This window comes from Geothrix rubra (assembly GCF_030268065.1).
Taxonomy (GTDB): Bacteria; Acidobacteriota; Holophagae; order Holophagales; family Holophagaceae; genus Geothrix; species Geothrix rubra.
Genome location: NZ_BSDD01000001.1, coordinates 1,023,585 through 1,042,584, shown reverse-complemented (window position 1 = coordinate 1,042,584; position 19,000 = coordinate 1,023,585). Strand labels below are relative to the sequence as shown.

The following is a 19,000-nucleotide window of genomic DNA, read 5'->3' as shown; positions in this document are numbered from 1 at the left end:
CACGGGAAGGGGGATGGGCTGAATCTCTCTCTCGGCGATTATTTCAGCGCCATGAACGGAATCGGCACCATCCCCCCGTTTGAAACACGGACCTCCTTCCGGCCGTCAGATCCATCTGATGATCGAAAGGCGCCGGACGTGGAGAACATACAAGAGCGGAAGGCAATGCAGGCGGGGTCCGAGTTGAGCGGAGGGTTAGGCCGAGCCGTTGACGGACAGTTTGGTGAAGGCTTTCTTTTCAATTGAGTATGTGATTTTCCAGAAGGAATCTCCACCATCTTGAACGTCGATCGGTTTAAACCTCAATTCAGGCCTGCCCGCCAAAATGGATTCGTCAAACGCATTGATGAACAAGAATGTTTTACCGCTGTTCCGCGCACAGGCCACCTGGAACCTGTACTTATAAAATTTCTCAAACATGCTGGGTCGATTGACACGAATAAACTCTGGAAGCTGTTGTTGCACTTTGAGAAGAATGGAATCTGAAGGCTGAACGAGGCAGGGATTCTTGCCAATCTCTGCATCGAACATGCTGCATAGGGATTTCCCTGCATCACCCACGAGGACCGTAATGTGATCCTTCGGAATTGTGTAAAGCGAAGCTGAAGAGCTTGGTTTGCAGCCGAATGCCCAGACAACCAGCAGTGGGAGGCATAGCTTTCGAATCACGGGCGGCCTAACGGATGAAGCTAACCGGCCCCGCCTGCACCGAGGCGCTGAACGGAGCCGAGGAAGCGAGACGAAGAGAAAGAGCGAAAGGCAATGCAGGCGGGGTCCGAGTTGAGCGGAGGGTTAGGCTGCCTTTGGAGATACATGAAGAGAAAGACACTGGCGGAGATACTGGTTTCAGTCTTGCAAATTGTGGAATGAATCTTCGACTTTGAAGCAGAATTTCATTCCTTAATTTAAAAAAGCAGAGTTTATTTAAATAAAATATTATAAAATTCGTACAGATTCAAAATTATAATTACAAGTCCAAATATTCTAAGGAGGAGTATCCAGCCCTGAGTTTTGTGATTGTAAAAAAAGGCATTGATTCGTTGGAAGAATTTTGAGTTTCGTGCCGATAAATCAATAAAGTTAAGTGGATCTGCTATAATCCAAATGCCGCCAAATAAAATTGCTATAAATAATGCAATTTCCCAACCTCTTGTGAGAATGTCAGCCTGAGAAGAGCTTGAAATATATGGTGAAAGGTTGGACAACATTTTTTCCTTATAAATTTAGTAATTCGGAATGGATGTAGGCAGCCTAACGAATGAAGCTAACCGGCCCCGCCTGCACCGAGGCGCTGAACGGAGCCGAGGAAGCGAGACGAAGAGAAAGAGCGGAAGACAATGCAGGCGGGGTCCGAGTTGAGCGAGAGGTTAGGCGGTTCAAAAAGAAGTCACTTTCCAGACCCGGAAGGCCTCGAGACGGTTCCCCTGGAACGTGCCGTCTACAAACACGAGAACATCAAAGAAGAGAGGTCCACCACTGCGTTTCAACTCTTCCTTGGCCATTTCCATCCTGTTTATGTCGGATTGAGTGAGTTGGACTTTCCATTCAAAAATAACTTTGCCGACATTCCCTGACCACTCGACTTTTTTCGTAATCACATATTCGAACTCTTTTCTTGTCATTCCAAGGTGTAGACCTGCGACAGAAACAGGCAGAGGTGCTTTTGGGGTAGGAACGCTTGCTTCAGAAACATCTTTGAGATGGGTCGAGATTGCAAATCCTGCACCCATGTACCCTTCTCGGAAAGTGACAAATCCACCACGCGCGCGATAGATAATATTGGCTTCATAATCACCTTCACCACCCTTTTCAATAAGTGGGGAAGGTCCGAGTATCTTCTGAATATCTTCTAAACTCACTTCCTCTAGTCGAAATCGCCCCAGGTGTGCAAATCGATCACCAGCCTGCTGGCTATTAGCAGCAAGGGAGATCAGAGCAAGGAAGGCGTTTCGTAGAGGAGCTGTCATGGGGTATGCGTTACCGCCTAACGAGTGAAGCTAACCGGCCCCGCCTGCACCGAGGCGCTGAGCGGAGCCGAGAAAGACGAATGAAGAGAAAGAGCGGAGGACAACGCAGGCGGGGTCCGAGTTGAGCTAGGGGTTAGGCGCGTATATGCAAGGAAGCCTTGATTCTACTAACAAGAAGGCCGATCAAGTAGTAAATGGGGCCATTCAAGAGGACACCAAAAGCCCAGACAACCCAAACGAGTGGGCCCCTAATTCCGATGGTGAACAGATGAAGGAGTTGGCCAGGGCAAAGAATAAATATTAGTAATGTCGGAATATTAAATAGATTGAATGTGTAATCAAGCCAATAGACCAGTAAACAGAGGCAACCGATCGCAATCCCAGCAAGGGCAAAGGCCATTGCTAAGTTTCTTGGATTCGAGCGATACTCCGTGCCCATTTGGCGCCTAACGAACGAAGCTAACCGGCCCAACCGCAGCCGGACGAAGGGTGGAGGACGGAAATCTGAATGAGCGGAGGAGAGCGGAAGGCACGGGCGGTTGGGTCCGAGTTGAGCTAAGGGTTAGGCGCTCGGGATATTTTTCAGAAGAAGCCTGTGTACGAAATGACCCTTGCGAAGTAAGTAAGAAGAAAGAAGCCCATAAAAAATTTGTTCAAGAATCATGGTCGATCCGGTTTTGAGTGTTGTCGGGACGACTGCCAATTTGGTAATGGATTCCTTCGACATAGTTGTGAAAGTGACAGCCGAGGTAAGGATGAAAAGAATGAACCCAAATGCCGTGACAGCAAATAGCCAAAGCGTAATTACGCCAAGAGTCCGAACAATGATCCAGGCAAGTTCTTGTCTATTCATCTGTGGATCTCCGGTAATTAGATATGGCGCCTAACGAAAGAAGCTAACCGGCCCCGCCTGCACCGAGGCGCTGAACGGAGCCGAGGAATCGAGAAGTTGAGAGTGAGCGGCTGGCAATGCAGGCGGAGTCCGAGTTGAGCGAGGGGTTAGGCAGGTTGGGAATCTGATTGTACGGCTACTTTTCAGCGCTTGGCCGAATGTTGACTTGGTTACTCGCCATGAGGGGGGTGTATGGCCACCAGATTTGATGGATGGTTTCGATGGTAGATACGGGAACGAACGCAGACACATGGAGAACGGCCCGGCCAGTTCTTGGAGCTGCACGGACCTGGATGAGCCGTACATAGGTTTGACCTGGTTCAATGGCGATGATGATCGATGATTGTATGTCTCGCTTCTTGGAATCCGTTTTCAGGCTCCTGGGAGCGATGATGCCTCCGGGAATACCAGGAGGTATGTAGGGAACGCCTGGATATTGAAATTCTGCATTTATCTGGACCTGCTCTTGGTCAATGAAGACCGTACGGTCACCCTCGTTGAGGACCTTTACGAGAGCGAGTGACCTATCGTCAACAACCAAGTCATTGCCGATCAATTGAACTGTTGTGGACAGCTTCGGTTTGGTTTGGGCGAATAGAGAGCCGGTGGTGACGAGTGCAATGAGGCATAGGTAAGGCGATCGCATCGTGACCTGCCTAACGAATGAAGCTAACCGGCCCCGCCTGTGCCGAGGCGCTGAACGGAGCCGAGAAAGCGGAGCGATGAGAGAGAGCGGAAGGCAATGCAGGCGGGGTCCGAGTTGAGCGAGAGGTTAGGCAGGCCAGGTTGTTTGATGGAATGGGACATGGAATGGGCTATAGAGACAGTTCAATTCTGAAAATACACCTGACCAACGGTTAGGATGTGGGTTATATTTTTCCCGCTCTTAAGGCAAAAGCCAAAGTGATAGCCCCATGGTCTCGGGGTTTCTTTCCAGAACCAAATTTCAGCCCTTGGATCTTCAGTAATAAGGTTGGTTGGATCAGTTAATAAATGGTGAGCGCCGTTTTTACTGATTCGTTTGAAATCGCTAGGGCTTGTTTTCTCGATCAGCCAAGCTGAAGGCATCTGCTCGGGATGAGATTCGACTGCCTCGAACTTCGGTGCATTAGTCTCAGGAGCCTGGCAACCGATGATTGGGAATACTGTAAGAACGAGGAGTATGGTGAGCCTATTCATGGCTGCCTAACGAACGNAATGGGCTTTAGAGACAGTTCAATTCTGAAAATACACCTGACCAACGGTTAGGATGTGGGTTATATTTTTCCCGCTCTTAAGGCAAAAGCCAAAGTGATAGCCCCATGGTCTCGGGGTTTCTTTCCAGAACCAAATTTCAGCCCTTGGATCTTCAGTAATAAGGTTGGTTGGATCAGTTAATAAATGGTGAGCGCCTTTTTTGCTGATTCGTTTGAAATCGCTAGGGCTTGTTTTCTCGATCAGCCAAGCTGAAGGCATCTGCTCGGGATGAGATTCGACTGCCTCGAACTTCGGTGCATTAGTCTCAGGAGCCTGGCAACCGATGATTGGGAATACTGTAAGAACGAGGAGTATGGTGAGCCTATTCATGGCTGCCTAACGAAAGAAGCTAACCGGCCCCGCCTGCACCGAGGCGATGAGCGAAGCCGAGGAAGATGGATGAAGAGAAAGAGCGAATGGCAAAGCAGGCGGGGTCCGAGTTGAGCGAAGGGTTAGGCGCTGGGGACATTTTTCAGGAGAAGCCTGTGAACGAACTGCCCCTTTCGAAGTAGGTAGGAAGAGAGGAATCCGTAAAAAAGCATTTCAACTAAAGACGTGATGCCACTTCTGATGGTCGTCTGTATGAAGCCAAGACGGCTAATCGTCTCCATGGACATGGTCACGAAGGCAGCGACAGAACCTAAAGCAAAGACGACAAACCCAAAAGCTGCGAGTGCGAAGAGCCAAAGTGAAACCACACCGAGTGCTCTGACAACAATCCACGCGAATTCTTCCTTGTTCATCTGGGATTCTCCGGGGGATTGGTTTGGCGCCTAACGAAAGAAGCTAACCGGCCCCGCCTGCGCCGAGATGCTGGGCGAAGCCGAGGAATACGAATGAAGAGAAAGAGCGGAAGACAACGCAGGCGGGGTCCGAGTTGAGCGGAGGGTTAGGCCGACCTGAATCGGAGCAGCCTTCAGAAGCGACGAAACAAAATCAAGAAATTCTTGCCTGCAACTATGGCGCCGAAACACATGAGCGTGATCCCGAAAACGATTGAATGGGTTCGATTGAGCGAAGCCATCAGTGGGGTTCTGCTGAAAACTGGATTGCCAAAATATTGGTTTACCTTTTCCGTACGGAATGACATCCACCAACCCACGACTAGCGCGATCACACCAAATGCGGCTCGAAGGAGGTATATCTTAGATGGTTCCATCAGAGGCCTAACGAATGAAGCTAACCGGCCCCGCCTGCACCGAGGCGCTGAGCGGAGCCGAGGAAGACGAAAGTTGAGAGAGAGCGAATGACAACGCAGGCGGGGTCCGAGTTGAGCGGAGGGTTAGGCGCCTGGGGTTACCTTTATTCTCCGAAAATCATAGTGCAAAGAACGACAGCAATGATTTGAAAACCTACACAGGTTCCCAACGACACCAAGACCGCAAAGAACTTCTTCCGGTGAAGGAACTTAACCAAATAGACGACCATCAACATGAAGATGACGAGGAGTGGTAGCCAGCTAACCATGGCGGTTTTGGTACTGGCGCTAGGATCGTGGCTTGCCAAAGGGCGAGCCAGCACAGTGAAAGCCAGGATCTGAACCAAGCCCAGAACTGGAATCACTACGAAACGGTTGAGTAGAAGGTTCATTCCAAATCCATGGGGCTCGCGGGCTGGGTTGCGCCTAACGAATGAAGCTAAGCGGCCACGCCTGCACCGAGGCTTTAAGCGGAGCCGAGATAGCGAAATGATGAGAGAGAGCGAGAGGCAATGCAGGCGGGGTCCGACTTGAGCGGAGGGTTAGGGCGACAGTCGACAAAGATTAGTTTTGGAGTTTCCCGATTTCGATGAATGCGGTGGCAGGGGTGCCTGGAAATAGAGGGAGTAAACCGCCTGTGTGACACCATAATCGTAGGAGGAGGTTGTTGGAATCTTGAATTTCTTGCACCGCATTGATTCCCCCCATTCGCTTAGGGAGTTTGAATTTAAGAGGCTTATCTGATAGGCCCACTGATTGTATGAAAAGAAATTGTGGGTCATTGGGGAACCAATAAACCAAATGGTGACTGGTCACGCCAACGATTTCAGCACCATCGGTAACTGGAAAAGTCTTGTGCAACTCAAGTTGAGCATCGGCGATGAATGAACAGTGGCCACTATTGATCCTGGCAATCCACCATCGACCATCACTGACATGGAGAAGGAAATCGTTCGGTCCGCATGGTGAGAGTTGAAATTCCCAGTTGGCCTTTGCATTCCAAAATGGGACGGATATATCACTTTCAGAAAAGATGATGCGGTTTGGTTGTATCGGAGTTCTGTTATAGAAAGCAAGGCGGTTCTGAATTTCAATCCGCAGTGACCTTTGGCCATTGCTGTAATCCAATCGCAGGATCGGCCCTGGTTCTGGAAAGAATGATAGGTCCGGCGAAATGATTGGTTGAAACTTCGGCACCTTGATCGCCGGAGCGCATCCGATGGGCACCAGCCCAATTACTCCTATCAAAAATTTTGAGATCGTATTCATGGAGCCCTAACGAAAGAAGCTAACCGGCCCCGCCTGCACCGAAGCGCTGAGCGGAGCCGAGGAAACAGGGAGAAGAGAAAGAGCGGAAGGCAATGCAGGCGGGGTCCGAGTTGAGCGGAGGGTTAGGCCGACAGTGAGACATTTAGGGCCTTGAGCTTGAGTGCTACCGACATTCTGACGGATTCACCGGGAGAGCCAAGGCCCATCATCTTCTCTTCGACGAAGCAAAGATGCCGCGCAATGAAATCAGCAGGTTCACCGCGAACCAAAAATCCATAGATTTGCCCAACGTACGAATCGTATTCATCACGCGGCCATTCGGGATCATCCATAACCCCGATTGGGTCCCAGTCATTGAGCAGGACATTGCGGATGGAATCCATGATCTCGGTTGTTCGTTTCGCAGGATCAACCATGGCGGCCTAACGAATGAAGCTAACCGGCCCCGCCTGCACCGAGGTGATGAGCAGAGCCGAGGAAGCGAGATGCTGAGAGAGAGCGGCGGGCAATGCAGGCGGGGTCCGAGTTGAGCGGAGGGTTAGGCGCTGGGCTATTACTTCGAAGAGCGTGAAAAGGTGGAGTTGACCAAGTGCAAATCATCATCCTTCAGGGTGAGAGTCACATTCAGCTGACCCGATGGACAACAGTTGGGGTCGGTTCTACTGGCTAGGTGAATAATGGCCGTGAGCGCTTCAATATCAACCACGACCCGTCGAATACTGAATCCCTCGGGAATGTGTGGCTTAATCTCGCTAACGAAACTTTCCCTGATCGGCTTTAACTTGCCATTTGAGTATTCGAGATATTCTTCCCAAAATCCTGCTGTGCCACCGGTGAAAAATTTCATTTCTAAAATGGTTCGTTTCTCAGAATGTAGAACTCGAACGGATTCAAGCGAATTATCCGGGCTTGAGACAAAGTCATGCCACAGCATTAAATTTGAAGGTCTTTGTACCAGACAGCTAAACTGGTGGCGTTCTGTATAATCGGACTCTCTGAAGCTGTATGTGAATCGAACCAATTCAATTGAACTGTTGGCATCCACTTGAAAGGTCTCGGAGGTGGCTTCACATCCCGTGAGCTTTCGTTTGTATTCAGTGACGGCCTTCTCAATCATGTTCTTTCCAGGTATCTGGCCGTAATCAGGACATGTGTTTGCCTGGAAAGAAAAAGGAATTGGTTGATTGAGTATCTTGCCTGTTTGGGCAGCTAGAGAAATCGTAGAAGCTGTAATCAGCATGAAATGTGTAAATGCTGATTTTGATTTACTCATGGCGTGACCCTTTGCATGGTGGGCGCCTAACGAATGAAGCTAACCGGCCACGCCTGCACCGAGGCGATGAACGGAGCCGAGGAAGCGGGGTGTTGAGAGAGAGCAGAGGGCAATGCAGGCGGGGTCCGAGTTGAGCGGAGGGTTAGGCGTTGAGACGAGTCATTTGTAGTACTTGATTTCTACGGTAATCGACTCGCCGAGCCAGTTGGCGATGATAAAGCACTCAGAGTAGCTGCGATCTTTGACCTGGATGAACCAGTGGTCAGGGGTCTTGGAGGAAGCGGAGTTGAATTGATCGAGGGCCTTTGAAAGCAGCGGGACTTCACGCTTGCCACAATGCTTTTGAATCAGGGAACGGATTAGCCTTCGTAGGGCAGTTTCGTCTAGAGTGCGCTCTGGAATGAAATACACGACGCGAAGTCCAACATGCTCCTCGCCGACATATTCCCGGACCTGACAGAAGTCGCCATTGGAAAGCACCTCCCTGTACACCAGTCGATCTTTGGACTTCTGGGCAAACAGTGGCCTGTCTGGGCCAGAGTGAGCCAATGAAGGCAACCCAATAGTGAGCGCCAGGGGTAAGAGAAATGAACCAGGTTTGGGTGCCATCAATGAAACGCCTAACGAAAGAAGCTAACCGGCCCCGCCTGCGCCGAGGCGTTGAACGGAGCCGAGGAAGATGGAACAAAAGAAAGAGCGGAAGGCAAAGCAGGCGGGGTCCGAGTTGAGCGAAGGGTTAGGCCGAGGGGCTAATGGAGGAGTTTGTAGATTGCTACGATCAAGCATACAACGCCCATAAATCCAGCCCCGACTGCATGAAGAGTATTGATCTCACGGTAGTAGTTGCCGCTAAGCGGAGATGTAAAATTCCATTTCACCTTTTCTGGCTTGAAGAGGCATAGATAAGACCAACCAAGACAGGCTATAGAGATGAGACCGGGGAGTAGGGCGTTATGCATGCAGATGAGGCCTAACGAATGAAGCTAACCGGCCCCGCCTGCACCGAGGCGCTGAGCGGAGTCGAGGAAGCGAGATGTTGAGAGAGAGCGGCGGGCAATGCAGGCGGGGTCCGAGTTGAGCGGAGGGTTAGGTTCATGCTCAGCATCCGGTAAAGCCCCTTACGAGGACGACACGTTTGTTTGGGCCAATTTTGACGATCATTTTCCCCTTGAAGTCTGTCTCTTCGTAAAGGGTTTCAGTGATAGTGCACTCGAACTGGACTTGAATCGACGTACCTCGCCATATCTCGATGAAATGATCGCCAAGGCGAGACCCCTTTGCTCGTTTGGGGAAGTCCTGACGTTTGATCTGGGTCAGGCGGTGAGCTTCGCCATTTACACGAATCACCGCCAGAGGGCACCCCGCCTCATCCGTCTCAGTAAGGACTGCGAATACCTCTGCTTGGCCGCTTCTATGCTCATGACCAAGAAAATAGGCTGTTCCACAACCGCTCGTTTCCTCGGATTTTTGAAGAGTTTCTACTCTGATGGCCTCGCCAGGCGCACCCGCAATGGCAAGAGATGCCAGCAGCGCGAGAAATCCAACGAGGATTGGTAGGCGCACGGAGAACCTAACGAATGAAGCTAACCGGCCCCGCCTGCACCGAGGCGCTGAGCGGAGCCGAGGAAGCGAGAAGTTGAGAGAGAGCGAAGGGCAATGCAGGCGGGGTCCGAGTTGAGCGGAGGGTTAGGAGGGCCAGCATCAGTCACCAGTATTGATGTCTTTGATTTGGGTGAGTTTCGGGGAACCGGAGTCATTCACAAAAGTGATTTCATAGAACGAGGCGATCGAAACAACAGTTGTTGAACCGTTTTTTTTGAATTTAAGTTCGGAGTACTGCTTGCGAGTGTGAGATAGCAGGAAAGAGATGTGAGCAAAGGTATGGAAGAGGTCGCCTTTGCGGACCACTAGAGCAGTGTTGATTTGCTGGACTGAATATTTGGTTCCCTTTGGGTGACTCGGCTCTGAAATGGTGACGCCACCGGCTGCGAACCAGGATGAGACTTTGGGAAGGTCCCAATGGGGCGCATTTTGAGGTTCGAATTTTCGCGGTGAAGGGCCGGATGCCTTGAGGAGATCCAAGAATGCTTGTTCGGCTCTGACTTCAGGCGGCTCTGCCGCAGTCGAGGCGAGTGCAGATAGTCCTGCTGCGCACACAAATGCGTAACCCTTCCTATCAAACAAGGCTGAGCGCAAGCATGGACTCCTAACGAACGAAGCTAACCGGCCCGGCCTGCAGCGAGGCGCAGAGCGGAGCCGAGGAAGCGGGTGGATGAGAGAGAGCGAATGACAAAGCAGGCTGGGTCCGAGTTGAGCGCCAGGTTAGGCCGAACGCCGACCGCTGGATGAACCGAGACCATGAGACGGGGACGTTAGGCGGAGGTGGGCGGGTGAGGCCACCATGCCGGAATCACCGGCCCAAGCGCTGAGACTGAAAAAGAGCGAAAGATCAAAAAACCAGGGCCAGCGGGAAGTGACGGAGATGGAATGACCCACTCTAGCGCGACGGGACCTCGGGGAAGTCATACCAGAAGCGGATTTGGCCGAGCCCGCCCACGTCGGCCTAACGAACGAAGCTAACCGGCCCGGCCTGCACCGAGGCGCAGAACGGAGCCGAGGAAGCGAGTGGATGAGAGAGAGCGGGGGACAAAGCAGGCTGGGTCCGAGTTGAGCGCCAGGTTAGGCCGAACGCCGACCGCTGGGTGAACCGAGGCCATGAGACGGGCACGTTAGGCGGAGGTGGGCGGGTGAGGCCACCATGCCGGAGCCACCGGCCCAAGCGCTGAGACTGGAAAAGAGCGGAAGAACGGAAAGCCAGGGCAAGCGGGAAGTGACGGAGATGGAATGACCCACTCTAGCGCGACGGGACCTTGGGGAAGTCATACCAGAAGCGGATTTGGCCGAGCCCGCCCACGTCGGCCTAACTTTGAATTAGACGGCGAATTCAACGAGTGTTGAGGTCGCCTAAATGGGGAGGGAGGAAGACGTAAGTGTTGATCGAACCCTGGGACTGGGTCTTCGGGGGGACTGAATAGGCAGACCGGAAATGGACGGACGGGACCTGACCGGGCAGGGGGATGGGTGGGGGGCGTTCGGGCACGCCGGACTCCGGGAAGGTGGGCTCAGGGTATCAGGACGGTGGGGGCCCTGGCAGGGAGAGGCGAAGGGGCCGTAGGATGGGGGTCCCTTTCCCATCGTGCCCTCCGGAGTTCCCGTGACCCTCCGCGCCGCCCTGCTCGTCCTCGCCGCCGGCCTCTCGGTTCTGGCCGCCGAGCCCACGCCGGTGGGCACCTGGAAGACCTACGACGACCACACGGGCGCGCTGCACGGGCTGGTGGAGATCACCGAGTCGGGGGGCGAGTTCCAGGGCCGGATCCTCAAGTCCTACGACCCTGCGAAACCGAACCCGGTGTGCGACCACTGCGAGGGCGCTCGGAAGGGCCAGCCGGTGATCGGCATGGTCTTCCTCTGGGGCCTGCGGAAGGACGGCGACACCTACCGCGGCGGCTACATCCTCGATCCGGACAACGGCAAGGTCTACAAGGCCAGGCTCCAGCTCGCCGACGGAGGCCGGAAGTTGGCCGTGCGGGGCTTCATCGGCTTCTCGCTGCTGGGTCGGACCCAGACCTGGGTGCGGGCGGAATAGGCAGGGTCACTTCCCGGCGGTGAAGGCCAGGCCGGGGTAGCTGACGAAGTGGTACAGGTTGGCGGGGGCGGTGGCGCCCATGCCCAGGGGCTTCACGGGCAGCTCGGGGAAGCCGATGGAGGTGCCGAAGGCGACGGGGACGCCCAGGGGGGCGGGTTGGCCCAGGCGCCGGGTGGTGGCGTCCAGCAGCAGCAACCCGAAGGGGATGGAGAAGCGCCCGCACCAGGGCATCCGGTAGGTGTCGGGGTGCGCGGGGTCTACCACGGTGTCGAAGAAGGCCTCGGCCTTGGCCGGCGAGACGGGCCCGGCCAGGGGTCCCGTGAGCAGGTCCCGGTCACGGGCCGTGGCCGTCACGTAGGCTTCGACGCCGCCCTCGCCGTAGGGCGTGTAGCCGAAGTCGGCGCCGTAGTGGATGCCGTCCGAGGAGATGACCAGGGCCACGTCCCGGCCCAGGGTCCAGCCGCGCTTCCGCATGGAGGCGGCGAGGGCCTTCCCCAGGTGATCGGCGAGCTCCCGGAAGCGCGGGAAGGAGGCGGCGGGCACGAGGATGGAGACGATCTCCACGCGGGGATCCTGGTGCTTCAGCCAGTAGGCGATGGCCTCCACGGAGTGCTCGCTGTCCTGCATGGCGGCGTCCCGGAGGACGTCGGCCGCCGGCAGCTGCGCCATCAGCTCGTCCCGCAGGGGCGACACCGGGATCTCGCCGTCCGGGGCGCGCCAGGCGCGGTAGGGGTCGAAGACGAGGGCGTCCTTGGCGCCGAAGCGGCGGTACTTGTGGAAGACGCCCACCAGCACCACGGTGCGGGCCGTGACCAGGGGCAGCACCCGCCGGTAGACGCGCCCCGCGAAGAGGTAGTCGTCGTGGGGGCAGATGACCCCGGGGACGCCGGGGGCGGGCAGGGGGCCCAGGGCCTCGGGCGCGGGCGGCAGGGCCGACCACGCCCAGACCTGGGCCATCTGGTCGGGCCGGGAGGCGAAGCCGACGGCGTCCTGCTGGCCGCGGACCGCGTCGGTGGAGGGGATGCCCATGGCCTTCCGCACCTCCGCGAGGCTGGGCGGGACGGTGGGCCGGGCCGGCGGCGGGGCCTGGCCGAGGAGCGGCAGGGCCAGGAGGACGACGGCGAACGGGGATCGGATCATGTCGGCACCTGGGAAGGGGCGCGACCGCCTACCCGAGCTCCAGCACCCCGGTGGGTGCGGGGAGCGGGCGGCGGAAGACCCAGCGGAGCCAGAGCAGGCCTCCGGCCGCGAGGACGGGCGCGGCGAGGAGCCAGGGCAGGGGAGGCAGGGCGTACACGGCGAAGGAGCCCGATTGGAGGGCTTCGGGCTGCAGGTAGAGGGCGGCCAGGAGGTTCTGGAGGCCGTGGGCCAGGAGGCCGGGCCAGAGGGAGCCCGTGGCCTGGTAGTACCAGCCGGCGGTGGCGCCGACCATGAGGGCCACGGGGAACTGGATGGGATTCCCGTGGGCCGCCATGAAGAGGAGGGCCGACAGCCACACGGCCAGGGCGGGCCGGTGGCGCTGGAGGAGGCCCCGCAGGATGAGGCCCCGGAAGAGGATCTCCTCGGCGGGGACCGCGCCCAGCACCAGCAGGACGAGCACGGATCTCGGGGCCGCGGCGAGGGGATCCGCCTCCTTGAGGAGCGGTCCGCGGAGGGACTCGGGCAGGAGGTGGTCGAGGCCCCGGCCGAGGCCGTGGACCAGGGCGGCGATGAGGAGGAAGAAGCCCAGGTGGGCGAGGATCAGCGGCAGCCACACGCCGGGGCGCACCCGCCGGAAGGCCAGGATGTCCCAGAGGTCCAGGCGGCCCAGCCAGAGGCCGAAGAGCAGGGCCAGGGGGAAGCCCAGCACCAGGCCGGGCACCAGCGCCATCCAGAGGGGGAAGTGGAGGGCCGGGGCCGCCGCGCCCACCAGGGCCCCCATCCACGTGGAGAGGGCGAGGTACACGAGGGCGATGCCGCCTCCCTGCCAGAGGTTCGGAAAGGGCGTGGCGGCTTCCCCGGGTCCCATGGTCAGGCGGTCAGGCGCCCGGCGATGCGCTCCCGCAGCTTCTCGGGCACCAGGTCGGCCAGGTTGCCGCCCATGCTGCCGATCTCCCGCACGAGGCGGCTGCTCACGGCGCTGTACTTCTCCTTGGGCATGAGGAAGACCGTCTCCAGTTCGGGGGCCAGCTTGCGGTTCATGAGGGCCATCTGGAACTCGTACTCGAAATCGCTGAAGGCGCGCACCCCCCGCACGATGAACTGGGCGCCCTGGGAGCGGGCGAAGTCCACCAGCAGGCCGTGGAAGCTGGTGACCTCCACGCCGGGATGGTCGCCCACCAGGTCGCGCAGCATGGCCACGCGCTCCTCCACGGTGAAGGCGGCGGTCTTGGCGGGGTTGTGGAGCACCGCCACCACGAGCCGATCCACGAGCTTCTCCGCCCGCTGGATGATGTCCCAGTGGCCCAGGGTCACGGGGTCGAAGGAGCCGGGGTAGATGGCCGTCCGCACGGAGTCTCCGGAAAGGTGCCCCAGACTAGCGCATCCGGGGCGGGGGTGCGTCACAGTCTCCGACCGGCGCGTTGGCGGTAGAGTGGACCCATGAGCGGAATCCTGAGCGTCGGTCTCCTCTTCGGGGGCGAGAGCCCCGAGCACGAAGTCTCCATCGTGACGGCGCGGGCCATCGCCCAGCACCTGGATCCGGCCCGGTTCGCGGTGCGGCCCATGGGCATCGCCCGCAACGGCGTGTGGGCGGTGAAGGGCGATCCTTTCGCGCGGCTGGCGGCCGGCGAGCTGCCGGAGCACGGCGGGCATCCCTTCCTGCCGCTGGAGCAGGGGGCCGAGGACACGCCCCTGCCGGACCTCTTCTTCAACGCCCTGCACGGCGCGGGGGGCGAGGATGGCCAGATCCAGGGCTACCTGGAGCTGCTGCACCGGCCCTACACCGGCGCGGGGCTGCTGGCCATGGCCGCGGGCATGGACAAGTGGATCACCAAGCGCCTGTGGGAATCCGAGGGCCTGCCCGTGGTGCCCTACGCGGGCCTCACGGAGGAGCGCTGGGCCCGGGACCGGGCGGCCTGCCTCGCCGAATGCGCGAAGCTGGGCCTGCCCCTCTTCGTGAAGCCGGCGAACCTGGGCAGCAGCATCGGGGTGGAGAAGGTGAAACGGGCGGAGGACCTCCCCGCGGCGCTGGACCGGGCCTTCACCTTCGACCGCCGGGTGCTGGTGGAGCAGGGGCTGGACATCCGCGAGATCGAGGTGGCGGTGCTGGGGGGCGACGAGCCGCTGGTGTCTCAGCCCGGCGAGGTCCTCGTGGCCGACGAGTTCTACACCTTCGAGGACAAGTACATCGCCGGGAAGAGCCGCACGGAGATCCCCGCGCAGATCCCCGAGGAGCTGGCGGACCTGGTGCGCAAGCTCGCCGCCCGGGCCTTCGCCGCGGTGGACGGCTACGGCATGGCGCGGGTGGATTTCTTCCTGGAGCGCATCACCGGCCGGGTGTTCCTCAACGAGCTGAACTTCATCCCCGGCTTCACCAGCATCTCCATGTATCCCAAGATGATGGCCGCCAGCGGCGTGCCCTACGCCGAGCTGCTGACCCGCCTCATCGACCTGGCCCTGGCCCGGCACGCCCAGACCGCCGGCAAGCAGAAGGGCTTCAAGTCCGGGAGCGACTGGTTCCGGGGGAAGTAGGTCCCGGCACCGGCCTGCAAAAGAGATCCACGAAGGACACGAAGGAAAATCAAGGGCACGAAGGAGGAATTCCCTTCGTGCCCTTCGTGTTCATTGATTCGTGCCCTTCGTGGAGGGCCTTTTTCTGGCGGATCCGGGATCAAGGTCCGGGCTGCTCCTGCCGAAAGGGGATCCATGGACGCCTTCGGCCCCGCCCTCTCCGGACTCCGCGCCGCCAGCGCGGGCTTGGCCGTGCAGGCCAACAACGTGGCCAACCAGCTCTCCGACGGCTACCGGGCCAAGCGGGTGGACCTGGCGGAGCAGCCCGCCGGCGGCGTGGCCGTCCAGGGCGTGAGTGCCGATCCCTCCCCCACGGTGCCCGGGGGCTCGAACGTGGACCTGGCCACGGAAATGGTGCAGGGCATGGCCATGGACGTGATGTACAAAGCCAACCTGAAGGTCGTCCAGTCCGAGGACCAGCGCCTGAAGGCCACCCTGGACCTGAAGGCCTGACCCCAACCTGATCGCTGACAGCCGGCAGCCGACCGCTACACTGGTCCCATGCACGCCCGCTCCTGGCTCTCCGTCCTCTCGCTCCCCCTGGTGGGCGCCTTCACCTATCCGGTGGTGCAGCAGTCGGGCACGCCCAAGCCTTCGGCCTCGGCCAAGGCCACGCCCCAGGATCCCCTGGCGGGGATGGCGGACATCCAGGACGTGCTCAGCCTGGTCCAGCAGAACTACGTGGACGCCCCGGACATGCCGAAGGTGATCGCGGGGGGCATCCAGGCGGCCCTGGAGCGGGCCCATCCCCTGAACGCCTACCTCACCCCGGAGGATCTCCGCCTGCCGGACCCGGGCCCCGCGTCGGCGGGCCTGGTGGTGCTGAAGCGGGGCATCTACGCCCAGGTGCTGGCGGTGACGCCCGGCGGGCCGGCGGCCAAGGCGGGCATCCAGCCCGGCGATGTCATCCGCAAGGTGGACGGCGACTCCGTGGGCCGGCTCAGCGCCTGGACCCTGGAGCGCCGGCTCCGCGGTCCCGTGGGCGGGGCCGTGGACCTCTACCGCTACTCCAACACCACGGGCGACCTGGTGAAGTCCTCCCTGCAGCTCCAGCTGCCGGTGGCCCAGTCCGAGACCCTCCGCAAGGGGGACGGCGGGGTGCTGGTGTCCCTGCCCGACCTCCGGGCGGGTCGCGCCGCCGAGCTGAAGGGATGGCTGGCCAGCGCGGACCGCAGCCAGGCCCTGGTGCTGGACCTGCGGGAGTGCGTGGATGGCACCCTGGAAGAGGCCGCCGCCGTGGCGGGCCTGCTGGGCGCCAAGGGCCCCCTCGCCACCGTGCAGGAGTCGGGCAAGCCGGACCGGATCGTGGCCGTGGGCCCGGCCTCGGCCCCCTTCGCCCACGTGGCCGTGCTCATCGGCCGAAGCACCCTGGGCGCGTCGGAAGTCCTGACCGCCTGCCTGAAGAAGGGCGGCGCCCGCCTGCTGGGCGAGCGCACCGTGGGACTCGGCGTGGAACGGGGCCGCTTCCCCCTCCGCCAGGGCGGGGCGGTGGAGCTGGTCTTCCGGCGCTGGATCGGGGCCGGCGGGGAGAAGCTGGACCGCCAGGGCCTCACCCCCGACCAGACCCTGAAGCTCGGCGAGGGCGACGACCCGCTGGCCAAGGCCCTGGACGCCCTCAAGACTCCGCTGCCCACGCCGGTGCCCGCCCCCGCGGCCCACAAGGCGGCCTAGTTGGCGAAGAAGGGCCGGCGCACCTCCACCCTCGCCCTGGTGGGCTGGGCCGTGCTCATGCTGGGCCTGGGCCTGGGCGCGGGCCTGATGCTGGGACAGCAGGGCTGCGGACGGCGCGAGGCCCCGGCGAAGCGCGAGGCCCCGGGACCCGGGACGGCCAAACCAGAAAAGAAGCCCGCTGAGCCGAAGGCGAAGCCTGAGGCTGAGGCAGCCAGGCCTCGGCGCCAGCAACCGGAACCTGAACTCCCCCGCCTCGCCCTCGTCATCGACGACCTGGGCTACATGCAGCCGGAGCTGGTGACGCGGCTGTGCAGCCTGCCCATCCCCTTCAGCGTGGCCGTGCTGCCCTACCAGGAATACACGAAGGACAGCGCGGAGATCGCCCACCGCCTGGGCAAGGAGGTGATGCTCCACCTCCCCATGGAGCCCCTCGGCTATCCCGGCCCCGGGCGGGATCCCGGTCCCAACGCCATCCTGTACAACCTGCCCGAGGCCGAGGTGCGCCAGCGGGTGCGGATGGCCCTGGACGCCATCCCCTTCCGCGCCGGCGTGAACAACCACATGGGCAGCCGCATCACGCCGGACCGCACCCGCATGACCTGGGTGCTGCAGGAGATCAAGGCGCGGAAGTGCTTCTTCGTGGACAGCCGCACGGAGAAGGACAGCGTGGCCTTCGACGTGGCGGAGGAACTGGGCATCCACGCGGTGCAGCGGAAGGTCTTCCTGGACGACGACAAGGCCTTCGCCGAGGAGGAGAAGCAGTGGGACCGGGCCCTGAAGCTGGCGGAGAAGGACGGTTCGGTGCTCATCATCGGGCACATCTACCCTGAGACCGTGGCGGCCCTCGAGAAGCTGGTGCCGCGGACGAAGGGCCAGGTGCGCTTCGTGACGGCCGGGGAACTGGCGCGGTGAAGGCGCGGGAGGCCGGGACCCCCTGGCTGAACCGCACCGTGGGTGGGCTCGCCCTCACGAGCCTGCTGTCGGACCTGGGGCACGAGGCCCAGAGCACATTGCTGCCGGCCTTCCTGGCGGCCCTGGGCGCGCCGCCCCTGGCCCTCGGGGCCATCGAGGGGGTGTCCGATGCCGCGGCCAGCTTCGTGAAGCTGGGGGCCGGCTGGCTGTCGGACCGGCTCCGCCGCCGCAAGCCCTTCGTCGTGGCGGGCTACGCGGCCACGGGCCTGGCCTCGGGGATCATCGCCCTGGCCGGGGGCTGGCCCCTGGTGCTCACGGGCAAGCTCTTCGGCTGGATCGGCAAGGGCGTGCGCGGCCCCCTGCGCGACGCCATGCTGGCCCGCTCCATCCCCCCGGAGGCCCGGGGCCGGGCCTTCGGCTTCCACCGGGCGGGCGACACCGTGGGCGCCATCCTGGGCCCCCTGCTGGCCGTGCTCCTGCTGGGCTGGGGCGCGGCCCACGGCCACGCGGCGCTGCCCTGGCTGCGGACCCTGATGGCCTGGACCCTGGTGCCGGGCCTCGGCGCCGCCGCGGTGATGGCCTGGTCGGTGCGGGAGACGCTGGGGGCGGGCGCCCCATCGGAGGATGGCGACCACCTGCACCACGCCCCGGGGGCCTTCCGCCGCTACCTCACGGCCGTGGGCGTCTTCGGGGCGGGGGACTACGCCCACACCCTGCTCATCCTGGCCGCCGCCCAGCTCTTGGCGCCCGCCCACGGTCTGGCGCGGGCGGCGGTGTGGGGCGCGGGGCTCTACGTCTGGCACAACGCCATCTACGCCCTGGCCGCCTTCCCGGCGGGGGCCCTGGCGGACCGCTTCGGCCACCGCCGCATCCTGGCCCTGGGGTACGGCGTGTCCGTGGCCGTCCCGCTCCTGCTCGTCGGCGCCTTCCTCCGGGGGGCCGCCTCCCTCCCGCTGCTGGCCCTGGTCTTCGCCCTGGCGGGCCTGGTGAATGGCGTGCAGGACACCCTGGAGGGCTCCGCCGTGGCGGGCTTCGTACCGGAGTCGGAGCGGGGCTTCGGCTATGGCCTGCTGGGGGCGGTGAATGGCGTGGGAGACCTGGCCTCCAGCCTCATGGTGGGGGGGCTCTGGACCCTCTGGCCCACCCTGGGCTTCGGCTACGCGGCCCTGATGATGGCCCTCGGGGCGGGGCTCATGGCCCGCGAAGCCCGTGCCGCCTGAGCTAT

20 protein-coding genes are annotated in these 19,000 nt (G+C 60.5%); 6 read left to right on the top strand and 14 right to left on the bottom strand.

What is annotated here, in order from left to right; genetic code table 11:
- Positions 1 to 195 precede the first annotated feature (195 nt).
- From QSJ33_RS04755 to QSJ33_RS04705, 11 genes are all read right to left on the bottom strand, one after another.
- Positions 196 to 531 carry a hypothetical protein gene (locus tag QSJ33_RS04755; RefSeq protein WP_285723404.1) on the bottom strand — a complete coding sequence of 112 codons (336 nt, stop codon included), beginning with the start codon at positions 529 to 531 and terminating at the stop codon, positions 196 to 198.
- An 845-nt stretch (positions 532 to 1,376) separates the two neighbouring features.
- Positions 1,377 to 1,967, bottom strand: coding sequence for a hypothetical protein (locus QSJ33_RS04750; protein WP_285723403.1), 591 nt, complete (start codon positions 1,965 to 1,967; stop codon positions 1,377 to 1,379).
- A gap of 1,720 nt (positions 1,968 to 3,687) precedes the next feature.
- Positions 3,688 to 4,038 (bottom strand): hypothetical protein, encoded by a 351-nt coding sequence (locus QSJ33_RS04745; RefSeq protein ID WP_285723402.1) that lies wholly within the window; start codon positions 4,036 to 4,038, stop codon positions 3,688 to 3,690.
- 36 nt (positions 4,039 to 4,074) lie between these two features.
- Positions 4,075 to 4,425 carry a hypothetical protein gene (locus QSJ33_RS04740; protein ID WP_285723401.1) on the bottom strand — a complete coding sequence of 117 codons (351 nt, stop codon included), beginning with the start codon at positions 4,423 to 4,425 and terminating at the stop codon, positions 4,075 to 4,077.
- A 122-nt stretch (positions 4,426 to 4,547) separates the two neighbouring features.
- On the bottom strand, positions 4,548 to 4,838 hold the full coding sequence (locus QSJ33_RS04735) for a hypothetical protein (protein ID WP_285723400.1): 291 nt from the start codon (positions 4,836 to 4,838) through the stop codon (positions 4,548 to 4,550).
- Between the two features lie 1,019 nt (positions 4,839 to 5,857).
- The gene (locus tag QSJ33_RS04730; protein ID WP_285723399.1) at positions 5,858 to 6,520 is read right to left on the bottom strand and encodes a hypothetical protein; all 663 of its coding nucleotides are present in this window, start codon (positions 6,518 to 6,520) and stop codon (positions 5,858 to 5,860) included.
- A 164-nt stretch (positions 6,521 to 6,684) separates the two neighbouring features.
- On the bottom strand, positions 6,685 to 6,945 hold the full coding sequence (locus QSJ33_RS04725; RefSeq protein WP_285723398.1) for a hypothetical protein: 261 nt from the start codon (positions 6,943 to 6,945) through the stop codon (positions 6,685 to 6,687).
- A 170-nt stretch (positions 6,946 to 7,115) separates the two neighbouring features.
- Positions 7,116 to 7,835, bottom strand: coding sequence for a hypothetical protein (locus QSJ33_RS04720; RefSeq protein WP_285723397.1), 720 nt, complete (start codon positions 7,833 to 7,835; stop codon positions 7,116 to 7,118).
- A 159-nt stretch (positions 7,836 to 7,994) separates the two neighbouring features.
- Positions 7,995 to 8,444 carry a hypothetical protein gene (locus QSJ33_RS04715; RefSeq protein WP_285723396.1) on the bottom strand — a complete coding sequence of 150 codons (450 nt, stop codon included), beginning with the start codon at positions 8,442 to 8,444 and terminating at the stop codon, positions 7,995 to 7,997.
- A gap of 489 nt (positions 8,445 to 8,933) precedes the next feature.
- Positions 8,934 to 9,398, bottom strand: coding sequence for a hypothetical protein (locus tag QSJ33_RS04710; protein WP_285723395.1), 465 nt, complete (start codon positions 9,396 to 9,398; stop codon positions 8,934 to 8,936).
- 138 nt (positions 9,399 to 9,536) lie between these two features.
- Complete coding sequence (locus QSJ33_RS04705; protein ID WP_285723394.1) at positions 9,537 to 10,031, bottom strand: hypothetical protein; 495 nt, start codon at positions 10,029 to 10,031, stop codon at positions 9,537 to 9,539.
- Between the two features lie 1,018 nt (positions 10,032 to 11,049).
- Here QSJ33_RS04705 and QSJ33_RS04700 point away from each other — a divergent pair.
- A complete protein-coding gene (locus QSJ33_RS04700; protein ID WP_285723393.1) occupies positions 11,050 to 11,481 on the top strand; it encodes a DUF2147 domain-containing protein in 432 nt (143 codons plus the stop codon).
- 6 nt (positions 11,482 to 11,487) lie between these two features.
- On the opposite strand, the gene amrB is transcribed toward QSJ33_RS04700, so the two are convergent.
- Genes amrB through coaD form a run of 3 tightly spaced genes read right to left on the bottom strand, consistent with a single transcriptional unit; the run spans position 11,488 to position 13,971 of the window.
- On the bottom strand, positions 11,488 to 12,621 hold the full coding sequence (amrB, locus tag QSJ33_RS04695) for an AmmeMemoRadiSam system protein B (RefSeq protein ID WP_285723392.1): 1,134 nt from the start codon (positions 12,619 to 12,621) through the stop codon (positions 11,488 to 11,490).
- A gap of 28 nt (positions 12,622 to 12,649) precedes the next feature.
- Positions 12,650 to 13,489, bottom strand: coding sequence for a CPBP family intramembrane glutamic endopeptidase (locus QSJ33_RS04690; protein ID WP_285723391.1), 840 nt, complete (start codon positions 13,487 to 13,489; stop codon positions 12,650 to 12,652).
- A 2-nt stretch (positions 13,490 to 13,491) separates the two neighbouring features.
- A complete protein-coding gene (gene coaD, locus QSJ33_RS04685; RefSeq protein ID WP_285723390.1) occupies positions 13,492 to 13,971 on the bottom strand; it encodes a pantetheine-phosphate adenylyltransferase in 480 nt (159 codons plus the stop codon).
- Between the two features lie 90 nt (positions 13,972 to 14,061).
- On the opposite strand from coaD, the gene QSJ33_RS04680 reads away from it, so the two are divergent.
- From QSJ33_RS04680 to QSJ33_RS04660, 5 genes are all read left to right on the top strand, one after another.
- The gene (locus tag QSJ33_RS04680; RefSeq protein ID WP_285723389.1) at positions 14,062 to 15,153 is read left to right on the top strand and encodes a D-alanine--D-alanine ligase family protein; all 1,092 of its coding nucleotides are present in this window, start codon (positions 14,062 to 14,064) and stop codon (positions 15,151 to 15,153) included.
- A gap of 174 nt (positions 15,154 to 15,327) precedes the next feature.
- Positions 15,328 to 15,645: a flagellar basal body rod C-terminal domain-containing protein gene (locus tag QSJ33_RS04675; protein WP_285723388.1), complete on the top strand. Its 318-nt coding sequence runs from the start codon at positions 15,328 to 15,330 to the stop codon at positions 15,643 to 15,645.
- Between the two features lie 48 nt (positions 15,646 to 15,693).
- A complete protein-coding gene (locus QSJ33_RS04670; RefSeq protein WP_285723387.1) occupies positions 15,694 to 16,863 on the top strand; it encodes a S41 family peptidase in 1,170 nt (389 codons plus the stop codon).
- Positions 16,864 to 17,775 carry a divergent polysaccharide deacetylase family protein gene (locus tag QSJ33_RS04665; protein WP_285723386.1) on the top strand — a complete coding sequence of 304 codons (912 nt, stop codon included), beginning with the start codon at positions 16,864 to 16,866 and terminating at the stop codon, positions 17,773 to 17,775. It begins immediately after the preceding gene.
- Positions 17,772 to 18,995: an MFS transporter gene (locus tag QSJ33_RS04660; protein ID WP_285723385.1), complete on the top strand. Its 1,224-nt coding sequence runs from the start codon at positions 17,772 to 17,774 to the stop codon at positions 18,993 to 18,995. The genes QSJ33_RS04665 and QSJ33_RS04660 overlap by 4 nt, the downstream gene beginning before the upstream one ends.
- Positions 18,996 to 19,000: the final 5 nt, after the last annotated feature.